Annotated in this window: 22 protein-coding genes; 10 read left to right on the forward strand and 12 right to left on the reverse strand. The window is 75.0% G+C overall.

What is annotated here, in order from left to right:
* Positions 1–35: 35 nt before the first annotated feature.
* Positions 36–1,529 carry a hypothetical protein gene (locus tag ACGGAQ_RS31115; protein WP_393055345.1) on the forward strand — a complete coding sequence of 498 codons (1,494 nt, stop codon included), beginning with the start codon at positions 36–38 and terminating at the stop codon, positions 1,527–1,529.
* 350 nt (positions 1,530–1,879) lie between these two features.
* On the opposite strand, the gene ACGGAQ_RS31120 is transcribed toward ACGGAQ_RS31115, so the two are convergent.
* Positions 1,880–2,944, reverse strand: coding sequence for an NAD-dependent epimerase/dehydratase family protein (locus tag ACGGAQ_RS31120; RefSeq protein ID WP_393055348.1), 1,065 nt, complete (start codon positions 2,942–2,944; stop codon positions 1,880–1,882).
* A 237-nt stretch (positions 2,945–3,181) separates the two neighbouring features.
* Between ACGGAQ_RS31120 and ACGGAQ_RS31125 the strand changes: the two genes are divergently transcribed.
* Entirely contained in the window at positions 3,182–4,549 is a 1,368-nt protein-coding gene (locus tag ACGGAQ_RS31125; protein WP_393055350.1) for a molybdopterin-dependent oxidoreductase, read from the forward strand.
* A complete protein-coding gene (locus tag ACGGAQ_RS31130; protein WP_393055353.1) occupies positions 4,542–5,075 on the forward strand; it encodes a hypothetical protein in 534 nt (177 codons plus the stop codon). Before ACGGAQ_RS31125 ends, ACGGAQ_RS31130 begins: the two co-directional genes overlap by 8 nt.
* Here the strand turns inward: ACGGAQ_RS31130 and ACGGAQ_RS31135 are convergent.
* From ACGGAQ_RS31135 to ACGGAQ_RS31165, 7 genes are all read right to left on the reverse strand, one after another.
* Positions 5,042–5,734 (reverse strand): RibD family protein, encoded by a 693-nt coding sequence (locus ACGGAQ_RS31135; protein ID WP_393055355.1) that lies wholly within the window; start codon positions 5,732–5,734, stop codon positions 5,042–5,044. The genes ACGGAQ_RS31130 and ACGGAQ_RS31135 overlap by 34 nt on opposite strands.
* Positions 5,731–6,414: a GTP cyclohydrolase II gene (ribA, locus tag ACGGAQ_RS31140; RefSeq protein ID WP_393055358.1), complete on the reverse strand. Its 684-nt coding sequence runs from the start codon at positions 6,412–6,414 to the stop codon at positions 5,731–5,733. The genes ACGGAQ_RS31135 and ribA overlap by 4 nt, the downstream gene beginning before the upstream one ends.
* A gap of 57 nt (positions 6,415–6,471) precedes the next feature.
* Complete coding sequence (locus ACGGAQ_RS31145; RefSeq protein ID WP_393055361.1) at positions 6,472–7,410, reverse strand: lysylphosphatidylglycerol synthase transmembrane domain-containing protein; 939 nt, start codon at positions 7,408–7,410, stop codon at positions 6,472–6,474.
* A gap of 64 nt (positions 7,411–7,474) precedes the next feature.
* Positions 7,475–8,299 carry a class I SAM-dependent methyltransferase gene (locus ACGGAQ_RS31150; RefSeq protein WP_393055363.1) on the reverse strand — a complete coding sequence of 275 codons (825 nt, stop codon included), beginning with the start codon at positions 8,297–8,299 and terminating at the stop codon, positions 7,475–7,477.
* Positions 8,296–9,348, reverse strand: a complete 1,053-nt coding sequence (locus ACGGAQ_RS31155; protein ID WP_393055464.1) for a glycosyltransferase family 4 protein — start codon at positions 9,346–9,348, stop codon at positions 8,296–8,298. Before ACGGAQ_RS31155 ends, ACGGAQ_RS31150 begins: the two co-directional genes overlap by 4 nt.
* A gap of 38 nt (positions 9,349–9,386) precedes the next feature.
* Entirely contained in the window at positions 9,387–9,785 is a 399-nt protein-coding gene (locus ACGGAQ_RS31160; protein WP_393055366.1) for a 6-pyruvoyl tetrahydropterin synthase family protein, read from the reverse strand.
* Between the two features lie 2 nt (positions 9,786–9,787).
* The gene (locus ACGGAQ_RS31165; RefSeq protein WP_393055369.1) at positions 9,788–10,771 is read right to left on the reverse strand and encodes an NAD(P)-binding protein; all 984 of its coding nucleotides are present in this window, start codon (positions 10,769–10,771) and stop codon (positions 9,788–9,790) included.
* A 93-nt stretch (positions 10,772–10,864) separates the two neighbouring features.
* Here ACGGAQ_RS31165 and ACGGAQ_RS31170 point away from each other — a divergent pair, with 93 nt between their 5' ends.
* Positions 10,865–11,773, forward strand: coding sequence for a CDP-alcohol phosphatidyltransferase family protein (locus ACGGAQ_RS31170; protein ID WP_393055372.1), 909 nt, complete (start codon positions 10,865–10,867; stop codon positions 11,771–11,773).
* Entirely contained in the window at positions 11,773–13,518 is a 1,746-nt protein-coding gene (locus ACGGAQ_RS31175; RefSeq protein WP_393055375.1) for a sulfatase-like hydrolase/transferase, read from the forward strand. Before ACGGAQ_RS31170 ends, ACGGAQ_RS31175 begins: the two co-directional genes overlap by 1 nt.
* A gap of 84 nt (positions 13,519–13,602) precedes the next feature.
* Here the strand turns inward: ACGGAQ_RS31175 and ACGGAQ_RS31180 are convergent, their stop codons facing one another.
* Positions 13,603–14,199: a helix-turn-helix domain-containing protein gene (locus ACGGAQ_RS31180; RefSeq protein ID WP_393055378.1), complete on the reverse strand. Its 597-nt coding sequence runs from the start codon at positions 14,197–14,199 to the stop codon at positions 13,603–13,605.
* Positions 14,200–14,273: 74 nt separating this feature from the next.
* Here ACGGAQ_RS31180 and ACGGAQ_RS31185 point away from each other — a divergent pair, with 74 nt between their 5' ends.
* The 4 genes from ACGGAQ_RS31185 (at position 14,274) to ACGGAQ_RS31200 (ending at position 20,282) form a co-directional block, all read left to right on the forward strand.
* Entirely contained in the window at positions 14,274–15,836 is a 1,563-nt protein-coding gene (locus tag ACGGAQ_RS31185) for an FAD-dependent oxidoreductase (RefSeq protein ID WP_393055381.1), read from the forward strand.
* A gap of 200 nt (positions 15,837–16,036) precedes the next feature.
* Positions 16,037–17,767 carry a hypothetical protein gene (locus tag ACGGAQ_RS31190; RefSeq protein WP_393055383.1) on the forward strand — a complete coding sequence of 577 codons (1,731 nt, stop codon included), beginning with the start codon at positions 16,037–16,039 and terminating at the stop codon, positions 17,765–17,767.
* Positions 17,768–17,922: 155 nt separating this feature from the next.
* Positions 17,923–18,699 carry a methyltransferase domain-containing protein gene (locus ACGGAQ_RS31195; RefSeq protein WP_393055386.1) on the forward strand — a complete coding sequence of 259 codons (777 nt, stop codon included), beginning with the start codon at positions 17,923–17,925 and terminating at the stop codon, positions 18,697–18,699.
* 188 nt (positions 18,700–18,887) lie between these two features.
* Positions 18,888–20,282, forward strand: coding sequence for a dihydrolipoyl dehydrogenase family protein (locus ACGGAQ_RS31200; protein WP_393055389.1), 1,395 nt, complete (start codon positions 18,888–18,890; stop codon positions 20,280–20,282).
* A 7-nt stretch (positions 20,283–20,289) separates the two neighbouring features.
* Here ACGGAQ_RS31200 and ACGGAQ_RS31205 read toward each other — a convergent pair whose 3' ends face one another.
* Genes ACGGAQ_RS31205 through ACGGAQ_RS31215 form a run of 3 tightly spaced genes read right to left on the reverse strand, consistent with a single transcriptional unit; the run spans position 20,290 to position 22,987 of the window.
* Positions 20,290–21,063, reverse strand: a complete 774-nt coding sequence (locus ACGGAQ_RS31205) for a nucleotidyltransferase domain-containing protein (protein WP_393055392.1) — start codon at positions 21,061–21,063, stop codon at positions 20,290–20,292.
* A 50-nt stretch (positions 21,064–21,113) separates the two neighbouring features.
* A complete protein-coding gene (locus ACGGAQ_RS31210) occupies positions 21,114–22,481 on the reverse strand; it encodes a hypothetical protein (protein ID WP_393055395.1) in 1,368 nt (455 codons plus the stop codon).
* A gap of 5 nt (positions 22,482–22,486) precedes the next feature.
* Positions 22,487–22,987: a hypothetical protein gene (locus ACGGAQ_RS31215; RefSeq protein ID WP_393055398.1), complete on the reverse strand. Its 501-nt coding sequence runs from the start codon at positions 22,985–22,987 to the stop codon at positions 22,487–22,489.
* 101 nt (positions 22,988–23,088) lie between these two features.
* Here ACGGAQ_RS31215 and ACGGAQ_RS31220 point away from each other — a divergent pair, with 101 nt between their 5' ends.
* Complete coding sequence (locus ACGGAQ_RS31220) at positions 23,089–23,922, forward strand: copper resistance protein CopC (protein ID WP_393055401.1); 834 nt, start codon at positions 23,089–23,091, stop codon at positions 23,920–23,922.
* Positions 23,923–23,994 lie beyond the last annotated feature (72 nt).

The following is a 23,994-nucleotide window of genomic DNA, read 5'->3' on the forward strand; positions in this document are numbered from 1 at the left end:
GCGAGGGCGGGCTGTCGCCGTACCGTCCGGTGGTCATGGCCTCGACCACCACACTCCCCGCCGCCCCCGGGCGGACCCCGCCCCGCCGCCGGTCCGGCGACCTCCTGGTGCTGGGCGTGGAGGCGGCGCTGCTCGCCGCCGCCGTGCTGGTGGGCGCCCTGCTCAACGCGCGTGGCGCCGGGCTGCACGCCGACGCCGCTCCGCTGTACGCGACGTGGCGCCCGCACGTCGGCTGGGGCAGCCCCGCCGCGCTGGCCGTAGCCGTCGCGGTGGTGGGCTGGGGAGCGCGGTGGGCCCGCACCGCCCGGTGGGGTGTCCTGCTGGCTGCCGCGTGGCTGACCGCGGTCGCCTGGACGTTGTCGTTGGCCCTGGTGGACGGCTGGACGGCGGGGCTGACCCGGCGGCTCACCCCGCAGGCCGAGTACCTGCACGAGGTCCCCGGGGTGACCGACATCCCGGCCATGCTGGCCGGCTTCGCCGGCCGGATCGTCGACTTTCAACCCGACGCGTGGTCCACCCACACCGCCGGGCATCCGCCGGGCGCGCTGCTCATCTTCGTCTGGCTGGATCGCATCGGCCTCGGCGGGGGCGCCGCCGCCGCGCTGGCCTGCGTGCTGGTCGGCGCCACGGTCGCGGTGTCGGTGCCGGTGACCCTGCGAGCGCTCGGCGCGTCCGAGGCGGCCCGCGCGGTGCTCCCGTTCCTGGTGCTGCTGCCGGGGGCGGTCTGGGTGGGCGCCTCGGCCGACGGCATCTTCGCCGCCGTGGTCGCGGCCGGCCTGGCGCTGCTGGCGGTCCGGGGCCGCGTCGCCGCTCTGGCCGGCGGGGCGGTGCTCGGGTTCGCGCTGTACCTGTCGTACGGGTTCCTCCTGGTCGGTGTGCTCGCGCTGGCCGTGGTGGCGCTGCGCCGGACGCACCGCTGGGGCGCGCTGCTCGCCGCCGCCGTCGGGGTCGCGGCCGTGACGGCGGCCTTCAGCGCGGCGGGCTTTCACTGGTGGGTGGGCTACCAGCTGGTCGTCGAGCGGTACTACCAGGGCTGGGCCGCCGACCGCCCGTACGCCTACTGGGTGTGGGCCAACCTGGCCGCGCTGCTGCTCAGCGCCGGGCCCGTGCTCGGGCCGGCGCTGCGCCGCGTGCTGTCGGCCGCACGGTCGCCGTGGCCAGGGCTGCGCGCGGCGCTGCCGGCCCATGCCCCCACCCCGCCGGGCGGACCGGCGCCCGGTGGGCCGCGCTTCGGGCCGGGCGCGGCCGCCGGCGGGTGGCGGGCCGTCGGCCGGCTGGCCACGCCTGCGGCAGCAGCGGTACGCGCAGCCGGCCCCACGGTGCTGCTACCGCTGGCCGCCCTGGTGGCGGTGCTCGGCGCGGACCTGTCCGGGCTGAGCAAGGCCGAGGTGGAGCGGATCTGGCTGCCGTTCATCGTGTGGCTGCTGGTGGCCACCGCCCACTTGCCGACGGGTTCCCGGCGCTGGTGGTTGGCCGCGCAGGCGCTCACCGCGCTGGCCGTCAACCACCTGGTCTGGACGGTCTCCTGACCACCCCGGCCACACCGCCCGGCCGCGCCGCCACACCGCCCGGCCGCGCCGCCGCACCGCTCGGCCGCACCGCCCGGCCCCACCGCCGCACCGCTCGGCCGCGCCGCCACCCGGGCCCGCCCGCCCTCCGGCCACCCTGCCACTCCGTTGAGCGGTATGACTGTGAGTCATATTTATGACTCACAGTCATACCGCTCATTGTCGGTAGCGGCTCGTCGCGCGCGCCGACCACCGCGAGCCACCCCGCCTGAGCGAGCACCGCCGCCGGCCAAGCACACCGCGCCGCGCGAACATCACCACCGCGCGCACCACTCGGCGTGGACCGGCGGCAGGCGGCGGGCGGCGGGCGGTTAGCCGGCGACGGCGGCTGGTTCCCGTAGCGGGTCGGTGGCGAAGCCGGCCACGCCCTCGGCGAAGCCGACCCGGGCCGTGTAGCCGAGCAGCTCCACGGCCCGGCGGGGGTCGGCAACCACGTGCCGCACGTCGGCCGCGCGGGCCCCACCCACCACCTGCGGGGGCGGCCCGCCCATCGCCTCGGCCAGGGTGACCGCCAACTCTCCGACCGTGTGCGGCTCGCCCGAGCAGACGTTCACCGGCACCAGCGTGGCCGGTGGCGCGCTGCTGGTGAGGGCCAGGAGGTTGGCCCGCGCCACGTCGGTGACGTGCACGAAGTCGCGCCGTTGCCGGCCGTCCTCCAACACCCGCGGCGCCACGCCGGCCGCCAGTGCCGACCGGAAGATCGATGCCACTCCGGCGTACGGGGTGTCGCGGGGCATCCGAGGGCCGTAGACGTTGTGGTATCGCAGCGCCCACACCGCGCCGCCGGTCTGCCGGGCCCAGGCGGCGGCCAGGTGCTCCTGGGCGAGCTTGCTCGCGGCGTACGTGCTGCGGGGTTCCAGCGGCGCGTCCTCCGGCACGAGCACCGGATCGAGTCCGCGTCCGCAGTGTGGGCAGGTCGGGTCGTACCGGCCGGCCGTCACGTCCTCGGGCCGGCGGGGCGCGGGGCGCACCGTGGCGTGCTCGGGGCAGGCGTAGCGCCCCTCCCCGTAGACCACCATCGAGCTGGCCAGCACCAACCGGCCGATCCCCGCCCGGTGCAGCGCCGCCAGCAGCACCGCCGTGCCGTAGTCGTTGTGCGTGACGTAGTCGGGGGCGTCCGACGGGTCGAGGCCGTGGCCGACCATCGCCGCCTGGTGACAGACCGCGTCCACGCCGACGAGCAGCCGGTCCAGCAGGGGGCCGTCCCGGACGTCGCCGCGGACCACCTCGTGCCCGCGTGACCAGGCGGGCAGCTCGCCGCCGTGCGCCTGGGGCAGCAGGGCATCCAGCGCCACCACCTCGTGGCCCTGCTCGACGAGCAGGTCGACGACCTGCGACCCGATGAACCCGGCCGCGCCGGTGACCAGTACGCGCATGCCGGTCACGGTAGGGCGGTCCGGACGCCCGGCGGGCCGGTTCGGCGGACCCGTAAGGAGTTCGCAACAGCTCGGCGGGCGCCGACGCCCTGGTAAGCGTTCGGTAATGCGGTAAACCCGGCCCGGCCGTACCCCTGCGGTCTAACCTGCCGGCAGTGCCCGCCACCGGCCCACGCGCCCGGCCGGGCCGACCGGTGTGGACGACAACGGCGCGTGACGGCGAGGAAGGGGCAGCGGGTGCCGGTCAGCAGACCCGGCCCGAGCGGCAGCGAAACCCGGGCAACGGACGCGGACGGCTACGGCGCGCCGAGCCGGCTCTGGCGAGGGCTGGCCCAGCACGGCCCACCGGGTGTGGACGCCGTCAAACGAAGCTGGCGCAGCCCGTTGCGCGGCCCCTGGCTCACCGCCGTCTACGGGTCGGTGCTGCTGGTGGCGCTGCCACTGGTGATCATCACCGGGCTGCTCGACTACGCCGCCTACGGCCCGCAGTTCGACCAGGCGTTCCCGACGAACGTCGGCTGGCTGCGGCTGCCCGCCTTCGACTGGCCGACCCGGCCGTCCTGGCTGTTCCGGGTCACCCAGGGGCTGCACGTGACGCTCGGCATCGTGCTCGTCCCGGTGGTGCTGGGCAAGCTGTGGTCGGTGCTGCCGAAGCTGTTCGACTGGCCGCCGGCCCGCTCCCTGGCTCAGGTGCTGGAACGGCTGACCCTGCTGCTGCTGGTCGGCGGGATCCTGTTCCAGATCGCCACCGGCCTGCTCAACATCCAGTACTCGTACGTGTTCGGCTTCGACTTCTACACCGCCCACTACTTCGGGGCCTGGATCTTCACCGGCGCCTTCGTGGCGCACGTGATCATCAAGTTTCCCCGGCTGGTGACCGCGCTGCGGTCCCGCCCGCTGGGCGCGGAACTGCGCACCCCGCGCGCCGCGACACGACCCGAGCCGCCCGACCCGGACGGCCTGGTCGCCGCCGCACCCGGGTCGGCCACGGTCAGCCGGCGCGGCGCGGTCGGCCTGGTCGGCGGCGGGGCGCTGCTGCTGGCCGTCCTCACCATCGGGCAGAGCCTGGACGGCCCGCTGCGGCGCACCGCGCTGCTGCTGCCCCGCGGACGGCAGCCCGGCACCGGGCCGAACGGCTTCCCGGTCAACCGCACCGTCGCCGCCGCCGGCGTACGCCCCGAGCAGACCGACGCGAGCTGGCGGCTGACGCTGCGGGGTGGCGGCCGGACCGTGACCCTGGACCGGCCCGGCCTGCTGGCCATGGCGCAGCACACCGCCGCCCTACCCATCTCCTGTGTGGAGGGCTGGTCCACCCGGCAGACCTGGACCGGCGTCCGTCTTCGTGACCTGGCCGCACTCGCCGGGGTCGCGGACCCGGCCTCGGCGCGCGTGTCGTCGCTGGAGCAGGCCGGGCTGTTCCGCACGGCGGTGCTCGCCGCCAACCAGGTCCTCAATCCAGATTCGCTGCTCGCCCTGCGGGTCAACGGCGTCGACCTCGGCCCCGACCACGGCTACCCGGCTCGGGTCATCGTGCCGGCCCTGCCCGGGGTGCACTGCACGAAGTGGGTCGCCGAGATCGACTTCCGGGGTCAGACCGATGGCTGAGCGGGCCGGGCCGACCGGCGGACGGGAGGGGCCGACGGAGGGACGGGCCGGGCCGACGGCTGGGCGGGCCGGGCGGTTGCGGGCCGCCTACGGCGCCGCGCCGTGGCATTTCGCCCTGGTGACGGCGGCCATCGTGCTCGCCGGCTGGGTGGCGCTGCGGCTGGCGCAGGAGGCGACGTTCAGCCGGATGTTGCTCTGGTTCGTCGGCGCGGTCATCGCCCACGACCTGGTGCTGTTCCCGGTGTACGCGAGCGTCGATCGGGTGCTGCGCGCGGTGGTACGCGATCGTGTCACGCTGCTCAACCGCCTGCGGGTGCCGGCGCTCGGCACGGCGCTGCTGTTCGTGGTCTACTCCCCCGGCATCCTGCGCTGGGGCGAGACCACCCACGAGGCGGCCTCCGGCCTGACCCAGCGGCCGTACCTGGTGCGCTGGTTGGTGCTCAGCGCGGCGCTGTTCCTACTCAGCGCTGTCACGTACCTGCTGCGCCGTCGTCAGGCGTCGCGGCACCGGTCCGAGAGCGCGTAGCGCAGCAGCACCACGTCGCCGATCTGGCGAGCCTCGGCCAGGCGGGCGCGGCGATCCGCGTGCCAGGGGAAGCGTCCCTCGCCGACGAACCGGGGCGCCCGGCGGTCGCCGACGAAGAACGGGGCGACCACCAGGTGCAGCTCGTCGGCGAGGCCGGCGGTGAGGAACTGCGCGTGCACCGTCCCGCCGCCCTCCACCATCAGCCGCCGCACACCCCGCGCCGCCAGGTCGGCGAGGATCCATGCGAGGTCGACCGGCTCGCCCCCGTCCACCACGGTGGCCAGCCGACCGACCCGCTCGCGGGTCTTGTCCAGCACACCGCTGGCGCAGTAGACCAGCCGGTCGGGATCGCCCGCGGTGAAGAACCGGGCGGTCGGGTCGAGATCCCCCCGGGCGGTCAGGGTCACCTTGGTGGGCGAGGCGGGCCGCCCGCACGCCACCCGCTCGGCCCGACGTGACGCGGACCGCACCAGCAGGCGCGGGTCGTCACGGCGGACCGTGGCGGCGCCGACCAGGATCGCGTCGCAGCTGGCCCGTACCGCGTCGACACGGTCGAGGTCATCCTCGTTGGACAGCAGCAGCCGCTGGTCGGAGGCGTCGTCGATGTACCCGTCGAGGGAGGCGGCGCAGCTCAGCAGCACGTACGGCCGGCTGATCATCGGGAGACGGGCCGGTCAGGGGTACGACCCGCCTCGGTCTCCGCCGCCTCGGTCTGCGCCGCCTTGGCGGCCTTCGCCGCGAGGTACTCGGCGTTGGCCGGGGAGAGGAAGACGCTGGTGGGGACGCGTTCGACGACGTCCACACCGAGCCGGGTCAACTGCTCGGCCTTGTCCGGGTTGCTGCTGAGCAGGCGCACGCGCGGCACGCCGAGGGTGGCCAGCATCTGCGCGGCCGCGCTGTAGTCGCGCTCGTCCTCGCCCCGGCCCAGCGCCACATTGGCCTGGTAGGTGTCCAACCCGGCATCCTGCAGGGCGTACGCGTCGAGCTTGGCGTACAGGCCGATGCCCCGGCCCTCCTGGCGCAGGTAGAGCAGGAACCCGCCGGTCTCGGCGATCCGCTGCACCGCCTCGCGCAGCTGCGGCCCGCAGTCGCAGCGCTGGCTGCCGAACACGTCACCGGTGAGGCACTCGCTGTGCGGGCGGACCAGGGGCGGCTCGCCACCGGCGGCGAGCCGGTCCAGCGCTCCGGCCCAGTCACCCAGGCCGAGAGCGAGGTGCTCCCGACCGTCGACCAGGCCCTTGAACGTGAACACCCGGACGGTGGTGGTGTAGCCGTCGGGAAACGCCAGCGGCACCGTGACCTGCGTACGGACCGTGGCGACCGGCAGTGCTTCGGGCATGGGACTCCTTTGTCCGGCGCCGCCGGCAGGCGGCGACGCGTACCGTCTCACCACGACTCAACAGCCGCCGCCGGAGGCAGCTTCCCGAGTGGTGGTGGGATTGCGGGCCCGCCGGGCGAGCAGCACGGCCGCGCCGGGCAGGCTGGCCACCAGCACGAGGGCACCGTAGACGGTGGCGGTGGCGACACCTTCGGCCGCGCTGAGTCCGGCCGCGCCGAACACCCACGCGGCCACCCCCTCGCGCGGTCCGAACCCGGCGACGTTCAGGGGCAGACCCATGGCGAGCAGGGCCAGCAAGGTCAGTGGCAGCAGTCGGGTCAGCGGAGCGTCCGAACCGGCGGTGCGGGCCGCCACCAGGAAGGTGGCGAGGTGCCCGGCGACCATCACGGCGGAGGCGACCAGCACGCCGAGCCAGGTCCGCCGGGCGAGCAGCCCGGACCGCACGTCCGCCACGGCGGTGCGTACGCCTCGGGCCCATCGGGACCGACCGGTGCCGGGCAGGCGCCGCGCCAGCAGCACGACGGCCAGCCCGCCCGCGAGCAGCAGGGCGGCGGCGGCCGGCAGGTACGGCCGCACCGGCGACGGAAACGCCGCCAGCACCACAAGCGCGACACCCACCAGGACCACCTGGCCGGCGGTACGCTCCCAGACCACCGCGCGGATGCCCCGGCTGACGTCGCCGGCGTCGCGGCCGTGGCGTACCGCCCGGTGCACGTCCCCGAGCACCCCGCCGGGCAGCGTGGCGTTGAGGAACACCGCCCGGTAGCAGTGCGCCACCGCGGTCGCCAGCGGCAGCCGTACGCCGAGGCCACCGGCGACGAGGCTCCACCGCCAGGCCGCGCAGACCGTGGTGAGCACGCCGATGAGCAGGGCTGCGGCCAGCGCCGGCGCGTTGATCAGCCGTACGCCGGCGAGGAACGGGCCGCCACCCACCTGCCACAGCAGGGCGGCGAGCAGGCTCACCCCGCCGACCACTCGTGCCCAGGCCCACACCATCGACGCCGGTCCTCCCTGAAGATCGTCCACTCCCTCTAGTGCACGTACCCAGGGCGTCGGCGGTTCATCCGCCGGCCAGAAGGTCCCGGTGCTCGACCAGCACGCCGAGCCGGCCGGCGGCGGCGTCGGCCAGCCGGCGCTGGGCGTACGCCCGGGTTGTGCCGGCCAGTTCCGGTCGTTGCTCGCAGGCCGCGTCCAGCCAGCCGCGGAACCACTCGGCGGCCAGGTCGGCCTGCTCCGGGCCGAGCCGCCACGGGCTGGGCCGCTCCCGCACCGGCACGCCCCGCCGGGCGAACGCGGCGGCGGTGGCGTCGGCGGCGTCCGGGCCGAGCAGCCGGCGGCCGTCGACGGTACGCCGCTGATGCTCGTTGAACGCCTCCTCGACGGCGGCGTCGAGCGGGTCGGCCGGGGTGAGCCGGACCCGGCCGGTCACCGATATCGCGAACAGGACGGGACGGCCGGCGTCGACGCAGGCGGCCACCACCCGTTCGACCTCCTCGGCGGTCAGCATGTCCAGCAGCGCGGACGCGGTGACCAGCGCGCCGTCGGACAGGTCGGCGGCGCTCAGCCGGGTCAGGTCGCCGCAGCGGGTGTCGACGGTGACCGGCGCTCCGTCGGCGGCGGTCACCCCGGCCATGCCGTCGGCCGCCCGGGCCAGCAGGTCGGCGTCCCGGTCGTGCAGCACCCAGTGCTGCGGCCCGGTCAGCCGGGCCGCGAGCCAGCGGCTCATCGAGCCGGTGCCGCTGCCCAGGTCGTGGATCAGGATCGGGCCGGGGCCGGTCAGCCGGGGCCGGACGGCGTCCACCAGGTCCTCGGCGCGGGCGGCCGCGTCGGCCGGCTCGCGCAGACGCAGCCAGTCGGCGAACGGCAGGGTCTCCTCGACGGTCATTCCGCCACCTCCTCCAGCACGGCGGCCAGGCGCGCGGTCGTCACCGGCCAGTCGGTCAGGGTGTCGCGCCGGGCGAGCGCGGCGTGCCGCAGCCGGGCCCGCAGCTCGCCGTCGCCCCACCACCGGCTCAGCGCGCCGGCCAGGGCGGCCGGGTCGTCCGGCGGGACCAGCAGCCCGGGCAGGTCACCGTCGGGGGCGCGGCCCAGCGCCTCGGGCAGGCCCCCCACCTCGCTGGCCAGCACCGGCACGCCGCGAGCGAGGGCCTCGGTGACGACCATCCCGTACGTCTCGCCCCGCGACGGCAGCACCAGCAGGTCGGCGGCGGCGTACGCGGCGTCGAGCGCCGGGCCGGTCAGCGGGCCCGCCAGCCGGACCCGTTCCGACAGACCGGCGCCGGCGAGCCGGTCGCGGAGTCGGTGCACCAGCTCGGGGTCCCGGGTCAGCGTGCCGGCGCAGACCAGCGTCCAGGGCATCTCGGCCAGCACGCACAGGGCGTCGACAAGCACGTCGTGACCCTTGGGGCGGCTGACCGCGGCGACGCAGAGGAGTCGGTGGCCGGCTGCCGAGCCGGGGGGCGCCGGCGGTGCGGGCGTCACCCCCGGCGGCGCGACCCGGACGCGGTCGGCCGGCAACCCGTGGTGGGCCAGCAGGCGACGGCGGGTCCACTCGCTGGTGGCGACGACGGCTCGCGCGGTGGCCAGCGCCCGGCCCTCGGCCTCGTCGTCCAGCGGCATGTGCACCAGGAGGACGAGGCGCAGCCGTGTCGCGTGCGGGGCGAGCAGGTCCGGCACCGTCGAGGCGATCAGGCCGTCGACGAGCACCACGGCGTCGTCCGGCGCGGTGGCGAGCAGCCGGGCCAGCGCCGCGAGCGCGGCCGGGTCGGGGTGCGGCCACGCTCCGGGCACCGAATGCTCGTGCACCACCCAACCGCGCTCGCCGAGCCCGGCGCAGACCCGCCGGTCGTACGTGTTGCCGCCGCTGGGCGCTGCCGGGTCGTCGATGTCGCCGGGCAGGACGACGTGCACCGTACGGTGGTGCGGGCCGACGATCCCGGCGGCGTGGGCCGGCGTCGGCTGGCCCGCGTCGATCACAGCGACCGCTCGTAGCTGGCCCAGGCGACGTGTGACTCGTGCAGGGTGACGGTGATGCCGGCCAGCTCACGCGCCCCGGGGCCCAGCTCACCGGCGTGCACCCGCTCGGCCAGGCGGTCGGCGACGGTACGGGCCAGCACCTCGGTGGTGGTGTTCACCCCGGCGAACGCGGGCTCGTCGTCGAGGTTGCGGTAGGACAGCTCGCCGACCACGGCGCGCAGCTGCTCGGTGGCCAGACCGATGTCGACGACGATGCCGTCGGCGTCCAGGTCGGGCCGGCGGAACGTCGCGTCCACCACGAACGTCGCCCCGTGCAGGCGCTGGGCCGGGCCGAACACCTCGCCCCGGAAACTGTGGGCGATCATCATGTGATCCCGAACGGTCACGCTGAACACGGTCACTCCCCGTCGTCGTAGGTGATGAGGTGGCAGAGCGCGGGCAGGTCACCCGTGCTCAGTCGGGCAAGTACGTCGGGCAGTTCGGAGAAGCGGGACGCGCCGGTGATCAGCGCGTCGAAGGCCGGGTCGTCGAGCAGGTCCAGGGCCAGCGCCAGCCGGTCGGCGTAGCTGCGGCGGCCCCGCCGCGCGGGCGCGACCATGCCGACCTGGCTGCTGCGCACGGTGAGCCGTCGGGAGTGGAACGCCCCGCCCAGCGACACCTGCACCGGGCGGTCGCCGTACCAGCTCAGCTCGATCACCGTGCCCTCGGGCGCGAGCAGATCCAGCGCCTGCTGCAGCCCGGCGGACGTGGCGCTGGCGTGCACGACCAGGTCCCGCTCGCCGGTCGCGTCGCCCGGCCGGGCGAACCGCACACCGAGCGCCCCGGCCACCCCGGCCCGGCGTGCGTCGGTGTCGATCAGCTCGACGTCCACACCGGGGAACCGCGCCAGCAGCGCCGCGACGCAGCAGCCCACCATGCCCGCGCCGACCACGCTGACCCGGTCGCCGACCAGGGGCGCGGCGTCCCACAGGGCGTTCACGGCGGTCTCCACCGTGCCGGCGAGCACGGCGCGGGCGGGCGGCACGTCGTCCGGCACCGGCACGACGGCCGTCGCCGGCACGACGTACGCGCTCTGGTGCGGGTGCAGGCAGAAGACCGTACGCCCGAGCAACTCCGGCGGGCCCTGGTCGACCACGCCGACGCTGAGGTATCCGTACTTCACCGGGCCGGGGAAGTCACCCTCCTGAAACGGGGCACGCATCGCTGCGTACTGGTCGGCGGGCACCCGGCCGGCGAACACCAGCGTCTCGGTGCCCCGGCTGACCCCGGAGTAGCGGGCTCGCACCAGCACCTCGTCCGGCCCCGGGACGGGCAGCGACACCGGCCGGATCTCCGCCGCGCCGGGCTCGCGCACCCAGCAGGCGTACGCCTCGCGGATCACCCTCGCACACCTCACCTTTTGTCCCGGTCGAACCGAACGGCCCTGATTTCCGTGTTCCCTGTCGGGGTCGTCGATCATAAACACGGAGGTACGGTGCCCACAGTTCGAAGCGGTCCGGTGATCGGGCTGAGCGCGCAGTTGGTCGTGCTGGCGGCGCTGGCCGCCACCGTGGGTCTGAGCACGGCGGGCTGGCTGGCCGGGGCCGGCTACGCGGCGCTCACCTGCCTCGCGTTGAGCCGGGGCCTGCACCTGTCCGGCGCGTCGCGGCTCGGCCCCGCCGACCGGGTGACGCTGGCCCGGGCGATCCTGGTCGGCGCGGTCACCGCCCTGGTGGTGGACTCGTTCGGCCACCCGACGCCGGTGGGGCTGCTGGTCGCGCTGAGCACGGTGGCCTTGCTGCTGGACGCGGTGGACGGTCAGGTCGCCCGGCGCACCGGCACGGTCAGCGCGCTCGGGGCCCGCTTCGACATGGAGGTCGACGCGTTCCTCATCCTGGTTCTCAGCGTGTACGTCGCCCCGGCGGCCGGGAGCTGGGTGCTGGCCATCGGCGCGATGCGGTACGTCTTCGTCGCGGCCAGCGCCGTGCTGCCCTGGCTGCGCAACTCCTTGCCGCCGCGCTACTGGCGCAAGGTGGTGGCCGCCGCGCAGGGCGTGTTGTTGACGGTCGCCGCCGCGCGGGTGCTGCCCGAGCCGTGGACCACAGTGGTCCTGGTGACGGCGTTGGCGCTGCTGGTCGAGTCGTTCGGCCGTGACGTGGCCTGGCTGTGGCGTCGCCGCCCGGCACCTCGGCGGGCCCACCCGCTGCCGGTCCCCGGCCCGGCCGGCGCGGCGATCACCGCCCCCGCCCCGCCGCCGATCGCCGCGCCCGTCGCGCCGGTGGCGGTGCCCCTGCTGCCACTGGGCGGGCACACACCCGTCGTCGTACCGCCGCTGCTGCCGGTGCCCACGCGCGCGCTGGCGGCCCGCTCGGGCGGTACGGTCCACTCCGACTGGAGGCCCTGATGACAGTTCCCGCCCGGCTGCGCCGGCTGACCGGCCGGCAACGCCCGCGCCCCGCGTCGACAGGTGACGCTTCGGCGCGTACCCCCGGGGTGTCGCCCGTGCCGCGCGGTCGTGCGCGGCGGGCGCTGGGGTGGGTGGGCACGGTGCTGGCGGTTCTGCTGGTGTACGCCGTCCTGGTCGGCCCGGACCGGCTCGGCGAGCTGACGCCCGGCGCGTTTGTGCGGATCCCGCTGGAGGGTCTGCTGGTCGCCGCGCTGCTGCTCGCGCTGCCGCCAAGGCCGCGGCGGGTGGTGGTGGCCGTGGTCGGGCCGCTGCTGGGCCTGCTGGCCATCGTGAAGCTCGCCGACCTGGGGTTTCGCACGGCCCTCGACCGGCCGTTCGATCTGGTGCTGGACTGGCTGCTGCTGGACGACGCGTTCGGTTTCGTGCGGGACTCGGCGGGGCGGGCCGGCGCGGTCGGCGCGATGGTCGGCGTCGTGCTGCTGGTCGGTGTGCTGCTGCTGGTGGCGACCGTGGCGTTGCGACGGCTGGCGGCGCTGCTGGTCGGCCACGAGCGGGTGGCGACCCGGGCGGTGGCCGCGCTGACGGTGGCCTGGGTCCTCTGCGCCGTCGTCGGCGTGCGGATCGTCCCGGGCGTGCCGGTCGCCGACGCCGGGACCACCGCGCTGGTCGGCGCGCACGCCGAGCAGGTGGACGCGCGGCTGCACGATCGGGAACGGTTCACCGCCCAGATCGACGCCGACCCGTTCCAGGGCGTCCCGGGTGACCAGCTGCTGACCGGGCTGCGCGGCAAGGACGTCGTCCTCGCCTTCGTGGAGAGCTACGGGCGTGACGCCGTCGAGGACCCGCAGTTGGCGCCGCAGGTCAACGCCGTGCTGGACACCGGCACCGAGCGGCTGCGCGCGGCCGGGTACGGCGCGCGCAGCGGCTTTCTCACCTCCCCCACGTTCGGCGGGGGCAGTTGGTTGGCGCACGACACGCTGCTGTCCGGTCTGTGGACGGACAACGAGCAGCGGCACCGCAGCCTGCTGGCCAGTGACCGGCTCACCCTCAACGGCGCGTTCCGCCGGGCGGGTTGGCAGACCGTCGGGGTGCTCCCGGCGGCCACCCAGCCGTGGCCGGAGCAGGGTTTCTTCTCCTACGACCGCTACTACGACGCCGAGGCGCTCGGCTACCGGGGGCCGAAGTTCAGCTACGCGCCGATGCCCGACCAGTACACGCTGTCGTTCTTCCAGCGGCGGGTCCGCGCCGGCGCGGACCGTCCGATCATGGCGGAGATCCCGCTGATCTCCAGCCACTCGCCGTGGACGGCGGTGCCCCGCATGATCGGCTGGGACGAGGTGGGTGACGGTTCGATCTACCACAGCGATGCCGGCGCGAAGGACGACGGCGACGCCGACGACCGGGACACCGGTCGGATCCGGGCCGGCTACCGGCAGGCCGTCGCCTACTCAGTCCAGGCGCTGATCTCCTACGTCCAGACCTACGGTGACGACGATCTGGTGCTGGTCTTCCTCGGCGACCACCAGCCGGCCCCGGTGGTGACCGGCGAGGGCGCCAGCCGGGACGTGCCGATCACCATCGTGGCCCGGGATCCGGCGGTGCTGGACCGGGTCGCGGGTTGGGGCTGGCAGGACGGGCTGCGGCCCGGCCCGCAGGCTCCGGTGTGGCCGATGGACGCCTTCCGCGACCGGTTCCTGACCACCTTCGGGCCGTCGACGTCGCCGCTGGCCGCCCCGCGCTGAGCCATCAGCGATTCGGCCACGAGATCCCTGAAGTCGGGGTGTCCCGAGGGCGTGGATGCCGCGATATCACCGATCTCGTGGTGATCAGCCCTCGATCCCCGGCTCGGCGGGGCGGGCGCGGACGTGCAACCGCTCCCCCTGCGGCCCGAAGAGGCTGAGCGCCTCGGCGGTGCCGGGGCCGGGATTGAAGAAGAGGTGCGGGACGCGGGTGTCGAACTCGGCCACCTCCCCGGGCGTCAGGATGAGGTCGCGGTCACCGAGCAGCAGGCGCAGCCGGCCGGAGAGCACGTAGAGCCACTCGTACCCCTCGTGGACCTGTGGGGTCCGTCCCCCGGCGGACGGGTCCGGCGGGAAGATCTGCTTGAACGCCTGGAGGCCGCCCGGTCGGCGGGTCAGCGGCAGGTGGGTCACGCCGTGCCTGACGATCGGCTTGGGGCGTACGCGGGGGTCGCCGGTGGCCGGGGCGTCCACCAGCTCGTCCAGCGCCACCTGGTACGCCCGCGCCAGCGGGAGCAGCAGCTCCAGGGTGGGCCGGCGGCTGCCGGACTCCAGCCGGGACAGGGTGCTCACCGAGATGCCGGTCAGGTCGGCGAGCTGGGTCAGCGTGGTGCCGCGCTGGTGGCGCAGGGCACGCAGCCGGGGACCGACGGCCGCCAGCGCGGCACTGTCCTCGTTTGCCATAACGGCAAGGATACTTGCCACTCGGGTTACGGCGACGGATGGTGGGCTCAGCCGACAAGTAGGGGGACATTCCGGTGGACGAGACATACGACGTGGTGGTGGTGGGCGGCGGCGCGGCCGGGCTCAGCGGGGCCCTGGCGCTGAGCCGGGCCCGGCGGTCGGTGCTGGTGATCGACTCCGGCGAGCCGCGCAACGCGCCGGCCGACCACGTGCACAACTACCTCGGCCGCGAGGGGACGCCGCCGGGCGAGCTGCTCGCGGCCGGACGCGCCGAGGTGGCCGGGTACGGCGGGCAGTTCCGCGCCGGCCGGGTCCAGACCGCCACCCGCGACGACGACGGCTTCCGGCTCGCCCTCGACGACGGGAATTCGGTGCGGGCCCGCCGCCTGCTGGTGGCCACCGGGCTCACCGACGAGCTGCCCGACGTGCCCGGGGTGGCGCAGCGGTGGGGCCGTGACGTGCTGCACTGCCCGTACTGCCACGGCTGGGAGGCGCGGGACCGGCGGGTCGGCGTGCTCGCGACCGGGCCGATGTCCGTGCACCAGGCCGAGATGTGGCGGCAGTGGACTTCCGACGTGCTGCTCCTGCTGCACGACGCCCCGACCCCGGACGAGGAGACGGCCGAGCGGCTGGCCGCCCGGGGCATCGCGGTGGTGCCCGGCCCGGTCGCCGCGCTGGAGGTGAACGGGGACGCGCTGAACGGCGTACGCCTCGCCGACGGCCGGGTGGTGGCGCTCGACGTGGTCGTGGTCGGGACCCGCACGGCACCCCGCGCCGACCTGCTGGTGGGGCTGGGACTGGCCCCGGAGGAGGTGACGATGGGTGGGCACGTGATCGGCACCCAGATCCCGGCCGACGCGACCGGGGCGACGACCGTGCCGGGTGTCTGGGTGGCCGGTAACGTGGCCGACCTGCGGGGCCAGGTCATCACGTCCGCCGCCGCCGGCCTCACCGCCGCGGCGGCGATCAACGCCGACCTCATCGCCGAGGACACCCGCGACGCGGTCACCGCGTACCGGCAGTTGGTGGCCACCACCTTCGAGGAGCCGGCGTGGGAGGAGCGGTACCAGGCCAAGCCGGCCGTCTGGAGTGGGCGCCCGAACCCACAACTGGTCGCCGAGGCCGCCGATCTGGCCCCGGGGCGGGCGCTGGACGTGGGCAGCGGTGAGGGCGCCGACGCGGTGTGGCTGGCCGAGCGCGGCTGGCGGGTGACCGCGGTGGACATCTCGACCACCGCGCTGACCCGGGCCGCCGAGCACGCCGAGACCGCCGGGGTGGCTGACCGGATCGAGTTCACGCACGTCGACCTGCGCGACAAGCCGCCCGCCGAGGAGGCGTACGACCTGGTGTCGGCGCAGTTCATGCACCTGCCCCCGACGCAGCGGCGGGAGTTGTTCGCCCGGCTGGCCGACGCGGTGGCCCCGGGCGGCGTGCTGCTGATCGTCGGGCACCACCCGTCGGACCTGTGGACGTCGGGGCACCGGCTGCACATGCCCGACATGATGTACACCGCCGAGGACGTGGCGGCCTCACTGGACCCGACCCGGTGGGACGTCCTCGTCACCGAAACGCGCCCCCGCCCCGGCCCCCACGACGTCGTCCACCACGACGCGGTCCTGCTGGCTCGTCGCCGCTGACCGCGCCGATCATGGAGTTGTGGTGGATGACAAGAGCCGCGGATCAGGGCCTTCCGGGCACCACGACTCCATGGTCGACCAATGAGGGGTGCTGGCCTTCGCACACCGGTGGGCTCGGCGGTAGCGTTGCGCCACACTCACGGCCCGCAGGGGCGGTTGACCGCCGGCCCTGACGCCCCCGATCGTACGGAGGATGGTGCATGTCCATCGGCGCTGAGCCGCTCGCAGCACGCGACGACGCGGCCTCGCGGCCAACCTTCGAGCTCGCCCTGCGCGGCTACGACAAACGCCAGGTGGACCGGCACCTGGAGCAGCTCGACGGCCAGATCGCGATGCTCAGCGGCGAGCACGGACGTTCTGCGGTGCGGGTTCGTGAGCTGACCGCCGAGGTGCAGCGGCTGCGCGCCGAGCTGGCCGAGCTGCACGAGCAGCCGGTGCAGGTGGACCGCGCCTCGTTCCAGGATCTGGGCCCGATGGTCGGCGAGATCCTGACCCTCGCTGAGAAGCAGGCCGCCCTCATCACCGAGTCGGCCAGCAATCGGGCCAACGAGCTGCGCACCGAGGCCGAGCGGATCCTCGCCGACACCCGCGAGCGGGCCGCGCAGGCACGTCAGGACCTGTCGGAGGAGCTGGCCGCGCGTCGCACCGAGCAGGAGCAGGCGTACGAGGAGCGGCGCGCCGTGGCCGAGGCCGAGCTGACCGCTATCCGGGAGCGCGCCGAGCAGTTGCGCGCCGACGGCGAGGCCGCGCACGAGCGCGCCCAGCACGAGGCGAAGCGCATCACCGAACAGAGCGCGCAGCAGCTCAACCAGACCCGGGTCGCCGCCGATGCCCTCATGAAGTCGGCCCACACCCAGATCCAGCAGGAGGTTCAGGCCGCCCGGGCCAAGAACCAGCAGGAGATGGCCCAGTGGCAGGCCGGGGTGGAGCGCGAGGTCGCCGAGCGACGTAGCGCCGCCGAGCAGGAGATCGCCGAGTTGCAGGCCGCCGCCGAGGAGGAGCTGGCCGAGCAGCGCAGCTCCACCGAGCAGCAGATCGCCGCGCTGCTGGCCGAGGCGCAGCAGCACGTGACCGAGCTGCGTAACCGGGCCGACGAGCAGGCGGCCAGCCACCAGGAGCAGCTGACCGCGCTCCAGCAGGAGATCGAGGAGCGCCGGCAGGAATCGGCCGCGCTGCACGCCGAGTTGGAGACCGCCCAGCGGCAGCTCGCGGAGGTACGCCAGGAGGGCGAGACCCTGGAGAACGAGCTGTCCCGCGTCCAGCAGCGGTTGGGCGAGGTGCGCCGGGACCTGACCGCCGAGGCGGCCCGGCTGGACGAGGCCCGCCGGGCCGGGGATTCCGCCGAGCGGCACGCCAAGGAGGTCCGCGCCCGGGTGCAGCGCGAGGCGAAGCGGGTGGCCGACCTGGCCGCCGCCGCCGTGATGGCCGCCGCGGCCGGCGGCACGGAGACCGCCGAGTACCCGATGGTCGGTCCCCGGTCGAACCCGTCCCGCTCAGGTGTCGACCTGCTCCCCGTGGACCGGCCCGCGAGCGACCGCGCCGACGCCGACCAGGCCGACGCCGACCGGGTCGACGCCGACCGGGTCGACGCCGACGACAGCCGGGCCGACCAGACCCGGGCCGAGGCCGAGCACTCCGAAGCAACGCACGCCGAGGCCGAGCATGCCGAGGCCACGCACGCCGAGGCCAGGCACGCCGACACCGAGGCTGAGCACGCCGGTGGCGAGCACGCCGGTGGTGACCATGCCGACGGCGAGCGCCCGGGTGGGGCGCCCATGCGGTACCCGGTGGAGCCGGCCGATCGGACGGCCACCTCGGGGATGCCCACCAACGACGCCGAGCGGATCTTCACGCGGCCCGAGGCCCCGACGCCCGTACCGTTCCTGGCCTTCGGGCAGCCGGTCAGCGACAACGGCACCGCCCGGCACTGACCTCGCAGGTGGCTGACCCGGGCCCCGCGCCGATGCGCGTGGGGCCCGGGGTCACGGTTCGGCGCGGCCAGGCCGGCACGTCGACGGCGGCGGCTTACACCGAATCTGCGCGCCGTGTTCGCGATACGCCCACAATCCGGTGTTTGGATGGGCCGATGAGCCAGCTCACGAGCGCGACGCCCACCGCCGCCGACCAGATCGCGTACCTGGACACGGCCGCGGCCACTCCGGTCGGGCGCGACTACAAGAGGCGTGCCCTCGACGCCCTCGACCTGCGGCCGGGGCACGCCGTAGTGGACATCGGCTGCGGCCCGGGGACCGATCTCGGGCGGCTGGCCGACGCGGTCCAGGCCGGCGGCCGGGTTGTCGGAGTCGACAGTGACGCGCGGATGCTCGCGGAGGCCGGTCGGCGGCTGGCCGACCGGCCGACGATCGAGCTGCGCGCGGGCGACGCGCACGCGCTTCCGCTGCACGACAGCAGCATGGACCGGGCCAGGATGGACCGGGTCCTCATGCACATAGAGGATCCCGCGACGGTGCTGACGGAGGTTCGTCGGGTGCTGCGTCCGGGAGGTGTGTTCGCAATGGCCGAGCCGGACTGGGACACCCTGGCGGTCGCGGACGAGGACGTGCGGACGAGCCGCGGCTTCGCCCGCTTCGTCGCGGGGCGGGTGCGGAACGCCACGATCGGGCGGGATCTGGTCCGGCTGTCGGTGCAGGCGGGCCTGCGGGTGAGATCGGTCGAGGCGGTCGCCGTCGTCTTTCGGGACTTCGACACGGCGGACCGGATTCTGGGGCTGCGGCGCAATTCGGCCCGCGCCGTGGCGGCCGGCGAGCTCACCGACGCGGACGTTCAGCCGTGGCTGCGGCGTCTCACGGACGGTCCCCTGCTGGCGGGTTTCACCCTGTACCTGGTCACGGCCGAAGCCTGACGCCGCGCGGCGGGCCGGTCCCGACTCTGCGTCGCACCCGTCGTCGGGCACGACGCACCCGGGGCGATTCTGCACCGAACCTTCCCGAACGTCCCGTCGCTGCTGGCAGGCTGGGTTGGCCGACGCGCACCGACGGCCGCTGGCCCGACCGGCGACCCGGGAGCGCCTCGCGGCCGGAAGGAGCGTTCGTGACCGACCAACCGGAGGACTTCGACCTGCTCGTCGTGGGCGGCGGCAAGGCCGGCAAGACGCTGAGCATGGACGTTGCCCGGTCCGGCCGTCGGGTGGCGATGGTGGAGCGCGGCATGATCGGCGGTAGCTGCATCAACGTCGCGTGCATCCCCACGAAGGCGCTGGTGACGAGCGCGCGGGCGGCCCGCCAGCTGCGCCACGCCGCCGCGCTCGGCGTCGTGGTCGAGGGTGGTCGGGTCGACGTGGACCTACTGCGGGCGCACAAGCAGGACGTCGTCGATCAGATGGTCGCCGCCAACCGGCAGCAGTTCCTCGACTCGGGTCTGCACCTGGTGATCGGTCAGGCCCGGTTCGTGGCCGCGCGGACCGTGCGGGTGGCACTGGCCGACGGCGGCGAACGACTGCTGCGCGGCGACGACGTGGTCATCAACACGGGCACCCGGCCGTACCTGCCGTCCGTACCCGGGATGGCCGAGGCCGGGGTGCTGACCAGCGACGATCTGCTGCGCCTGAACCGGTTGCCGGCACGACTGGTGGTGCTCGGCGGCGGCACCGTCGGGGTGGAGTTCGCGCAGATGTTCGCGTCGTTCGGCAGCGCGGTGACGGTGATCGAGGGCGGTCCGCAGCTGCTGACCCGTGAGGACCCCGACATCGGCGACGCGATGATGCGGATCTTCCTCGACGACGGCATCGACGTACGCGTCGGGGTGACGGTCGCCCGGGTCGACCGCGACGCCGACGGTACGGTCCGGATCACGCTCGACGACGGCAGCGTGGTGACCGGCGACGATGTGCTCGTGGCGGCCGGCCGGGCGCCGGTCACCGACGGGCTCGGGCTGGACGCGGCAGGTGTCCGACTCGACGACCGTGGCTTCGTGCTGGTCGACGAGCACCTGCGCACCAGCGCCGAGCGGACGTGGGCCGCCGGGGACGTCGCGGGCAGCCCACAGTTCACCCACGCCTCGCTCGACGACTATCGGATCATCCAGGCCAACCTGGCGGGTGAGCAGCGCAGCACGGCCGGCCGGCTCATCCCGTACACCGTCTTCACCACCCCGGAGCTGGCGCGGGTCGGCCTCAGCGAGAGCGACGCGCGACGCGCCGGGTACGACGTCCAGGTGGCCCAGCTGCCCGTCGCCGCGATCCCCCGGGCCCGCACCCTGCGCCAGACGCAGGGCATGTGGAAGGCGGTGATCGACGCTCGCACCGATCAGATCCTGGGCGCGGCGCTGCTCGGCGCGGAGGCGGGCGAGGTGATCACCTCGGTGCAGTTGGCCATGCTCGCCGGCATGCCGTGGACCGCGCTGCGGGACGCGATCATCACGCATCCGACAATGGCCGAGGGCCTCAACCTGCTCTTCGCGTCGCTGAAGTCCCGCCCGGTGCGCTGACCCGGCGTCAGCGGTGGGCGGCGACCTCGGCGCGTACCCGCTCCTGGAAGGCACGCGCCTGGGCGCCCGTGGGCGGTGGCCCACCGTGCCGCGCGGCGATCGCCAGGGGGATCACCTCGGCCGGGTCGCCGGTGTCGACGAGCCGTCGGCCGGCGGCCACCTTGGACAGCCACTCACCGTCGCGGTGGCGCACCAGCGAGCGGCAGGCGCCGAGCACCGCGTCCTCCGCGCCGGGCGCGGGCCGGTCGCCCGGTGGCGTCGGCAGGGCAAGCCACCAGGTCAGCGCCTCGATCAGCAGCCGCCTCAGGTCGGCCGGGGTGAGGTCGGCGAAGACCTCCGCCGCCGGCGGCCCGAGCAGCGCCGCCCCGCTCTGGTGCAGGATGCTGCGGTCCAGCCCGTACCAGAAACGGCCGTCGGCGCTCGGGCGGTCCGTCGGGTCGAGGGTGCTGCGGAACGGCATCGCGCGCCCGGTGTTCAGCTCGACCTCGAAGCCGGGCTCGGGGCTGCCGGCCGCGGCCACGGCCCGCTGGTACACGACCAGTTCCAGCCCGCGCGCCGGGCAGGGCAGCGCCTCGTGTCGCAGCCGTGCCACAAGCGTCCGCTTGACGGCCTCGGTCAGCGGGCCGGCGCAGACCAGCGCCACGTCCACGTCGCTCCGGCCGGCCTGGTACGCGCCGAGCCCCACCGAACCGGCCGCGTACGCGCCGACGAGATCGCCGCCGAGCACGTCCCGGGCGGTGTCCACGAGGTCGTCGAGGTAGCGCCGAAGAGCAGAGTCCACGCCCCATCCTCACCCGTGGACGCGGGCGCGTCGGCACCGGGCCGGCGGCCCTAACCGGCGTAGAGCAGCAGCAGGCCGGCGACGGTGTACGCGACCATCAGCGCGAGCAGCGGGAGCTGACCGGCCACCGCCCGCGCCCGGGGAAACAGGTACAGGGCGCGGTCGTGGGCGAGCAGCGTGCCGAGCAGGTGCCCGACGATGATGACGGTGATCTGGAGGTTGGCCACCCCGGACGGGGTGACCAGCCCGGTGTGCGGTTGCCAACCCGCCGTGCCGAACCAGTCCGCCCCGGTGTCGCGAGGGTCGGACAGCAGGGCGACGGTGCGCTGCCCCTCCAGGATCAGCAGCGAGTAGTAGTGCGCCACCACGTAGCCCACCGCGATCGGCACGATCGAGTGCGCGAGTTCGCGCGGCACCCGCGGCGACTCAGCAGAGTTCGGTGGCTCCGCGGCGTGTGGCGGTCCGGCACGGCCGACGCGGGCGGCGGCGCCGGTGGCGAGGAGGTACGCCACGGCGACGACGCCGATGACCACGATCAGTCCAGTGCTGCCGGTGACCGCCGGGGGCAGGCCGTTCTCCTGGGAGAAGCGCAGCCACGCCGGCGCGTTGGAGAGGCTGTCGAACATGGTCGAGCCGAGCAGCACGATCACCACGGCGACGAGCCCGGGACGGGGCCGCAGCCCGGCGATCCCGTCGAGCGGGTTGCGCCACACGAGCACACCGTCGGCGGCCCTGCCGATCGGGGCGAGCTGGCCGACGAGCGCGCTGTAGACCTCGAACGGGTCGGCCCGGTCGAACCAGCCCGCGCCGAACAGCGCGGCGCCGCCCAGCATGACCACGGCGTACCCGGCCAGCCACGCGGTGATGACCGGCAGGGTGGCCCGGTCCGGCGCGACAAGCTCCAGCCAGACGAACCCGAACAGAGTGAGCGCGGCCGGCCAGAGGCCCAGGCCGGCGGGCAGCTCCCGGACGCCGCGCGCCGGCTCGCGCCGCGCCGCCAGGGCGACGAGCAGGTGCACGGTACGCAGCGGGTTGACCGCCCGCCAGACCGGACCGAACAGCAGCGAGACGGGTATCAGCCCGACCCAGAGGAGCACGTAGAGCGCGCCGGCCGTCGGATTGTCCGGGGTGTCCGGGCCGCCGAGCAGGCCCACGCAGAACCAGCCGGCGGCGAGCAGTCCCAGTACGCGCAGCGCCCACCGGAACGCGGGGGCGTCGACGAGGCCGGCCAGCCGGTCGGGTACCGGTCGGCCACCGGCGGCGTCCCGGTCGAGGCGTGGCTCGCGCCAGAGCAGGCCCAGGGCGAGGAACGTGACGACCAGGGTCAGGGCTGCGGCGACGACGAGTTCGGGCAGCGTGATCGGCAGGTCCTGGCGGCCGCCGACGCCGTGCGCCAGCAGCGCGGGGGCGGCGGACATCCCGCTCAGCGGACGACGAGCTGGAACAGCACCAGCTCGGTCTCGTGCGTCTCCACCTCGAACAGCCCGGTCTTCTCGGCCCGGAACTCCACCGAGCCGGGCGTGCCGGCTGGCAGTCGCGCGCCCAGGTCGTAGCCGTGCACGTGCAGTTCGTCGTCGGCGTCCGAGGTGACCGTGATCCGGACGAGTTGGCCCTTGGCCACGGTCACCCGGCCGGTGGGCGGGCTGATCCGTCGTTTGGCGATGGTCACGGTGATCTCCCGGTCGACCGCGGGCGTGCTGGCGGTGGCAGCGGGAGTGGGAGTGGGAGTGGGAGTGGGACTGTCCGCCGAGGCCGGCGCGGAGGCGGTCGGTGCGGCGGCCGACGTGGCCGGCGTCGAGGGGGCGGCCACGGACGGGGCGTCGTCCTGCCCGCAGCCGGCGGTGAGCAGGGCGCTGAGCAGACCGGTGACGAGGAGGGTGGTGGGGACGGCGGCGCGGCGGGCACCGGGGGCGCGGACGAGCACGGGCGGACTCCGAACGACGCGGGGGGCGGGGTGTCGAGCTGATCGTCGGAGGGTGAACTCTACGTCTTGTTCGGCGGTGGGGAAATGACCATGATGAACGAATGCGATCGAGGCTGGTCACTGTCTGTCACGTTGTGTGCCGTACCGTCGCGGTGCTGGCGGCGCTGCTGGTGGTGTCGCTGGCGCTGCCCGCCGCCCCGGCGTCGGCGCACGGGCAGTTGGCGACCTCCACGCCGCTGACCGGCACCGTCGTCCGCAAGCCCCTGGCCCAGGTCGGGTTGTACTTCACCGAGAAGCCGGCCGCCAACGCGCACTTCACCCTCACCGGCCCGAACGGGTCACGGGTCGACAGCGGCTGGTCGTACGGCGAGCCGAAGCGGCTGGACAAGCCGGTCCAGGAGTACTTCATGGTCAACGGCGTCTTCGAGCCGCGGCTGTACCACACCGGCTTCCCCGCCATGGTGACCGTCGCCCACTGGCCGGCGAAGGGCCGCTACACCGCCAGCTACCTCACGGTCGCCTCGGACGGCGAAGCGGTGCGGGGCACCGTCACCTTCGACTACCAGGGCCCGAGCACGGCCGCCCCGGCCGGCTGGACGGCACCGACGAACGGCCCCGAGCCCGCACTCCTCGCCCAGGCCGAGGGCACCCCCTCGGCTTCCGCCGTGCCGGCGGCGACGCTCCCTGCGGACGCCACCCCCGCGGCCGCGCCACCGGCGTCCGCACCGGAGGGAGGGCTTCCGCCCTGGGTGGTGCCCGCCGCCGTCGTGGTGGTCGTCGGCACGATCATCGTGGTGGCGGCCCGCCGCCGTCCGGCGCCGCCGTCATCCGGCGGCACCACCCGCCCGCGCAGCGGAGCGCCTCGTCCGCGGGGCGCGGCCTCGCGTCCGCGCGGTGCAACGGACCGCCGGCCCGCTCGTCGCGGCCGCCGCTGAGGCGCACCGATGTGACGCCCCCGGTCGGGCGCTTGTCCGCCTTCTGTCCAGCAACGACCATCGGCGGTTGGG

This window comes from Micromonospora sp. NPDC047557 (assembly GCF_043205095.1).
Taxonomy (GTDB): domain Bacteria; phylum Actinomycetota; class Actinomycetes; order Mycobacteriales; family Micromonosporaceae; genus Micromonospora.